The organism is Corallococcus praedator (genome assembly GCF_003612125.1).
Taxonomy (GTDB): Bacteria; Myxococcota; Myxococcia; order Myxococcales; family Myxococcaceae; genus Corallococcus; species Corallococcus praedator.
Genome location: NZ_RAWI01001251.1, coordinates 1 through 411, shown reverse-complemented (window position 1 = coordinate 411; position 411 = coordinate 1). Strand labels below are relative to the sequence as shown.

Genomic DNA, 411 nt, shown 5'->3' with positions numbered 1-411 from the left:
GCCTCTTCGGCAAAGCGCCGCGCATCGCCTTCGGTGGCGATCTTGCTCTGGCCCAGCTTGAGCATCCGCGCGAAACCGGCGAGCGCCAGGATCGCGACGACCGACCCGGCAAGCTGGACGATCTGGTCGTGCGTCATGACGTCAGGCCTGCGCCGCCAGCTGGTCCAGCAACGGCCGCAATCCGTTGAGGTCGTACCCCGCGCCCGCGCCCTTCTCGATCAACGCGTCGGGCGAATCGCCCATCCGCGCGCGCGCCAGCGCCCACAGGTTGCACGACCGCGTGCCCGATCGACAGAACGCCAGCACCGGCCCCTTGGCGTCCTCGAGCACATCGACCATTGCCGCGATCTGCGGATGGCTGAACCCGCCATGCCCGATCGGGATCGCGGTGTAGGTCAGGCCCGCAGCCTC

The 411-nt window shown here is 69.3% G+C and carries 1 protein-coding gene; it reads right to left on the bottom strand.

Annotated features, from left to right (window positions below):
• Positions 1-141: 141 nt before the first annotated feature.
• The coding region (locus D7Y13_RS43945; protein ID WP_244222501.1) for a protein tyrosine phosphatase family protein at positions 142-411 on the bottom strand (270 nt) is incomplete at its 5' end.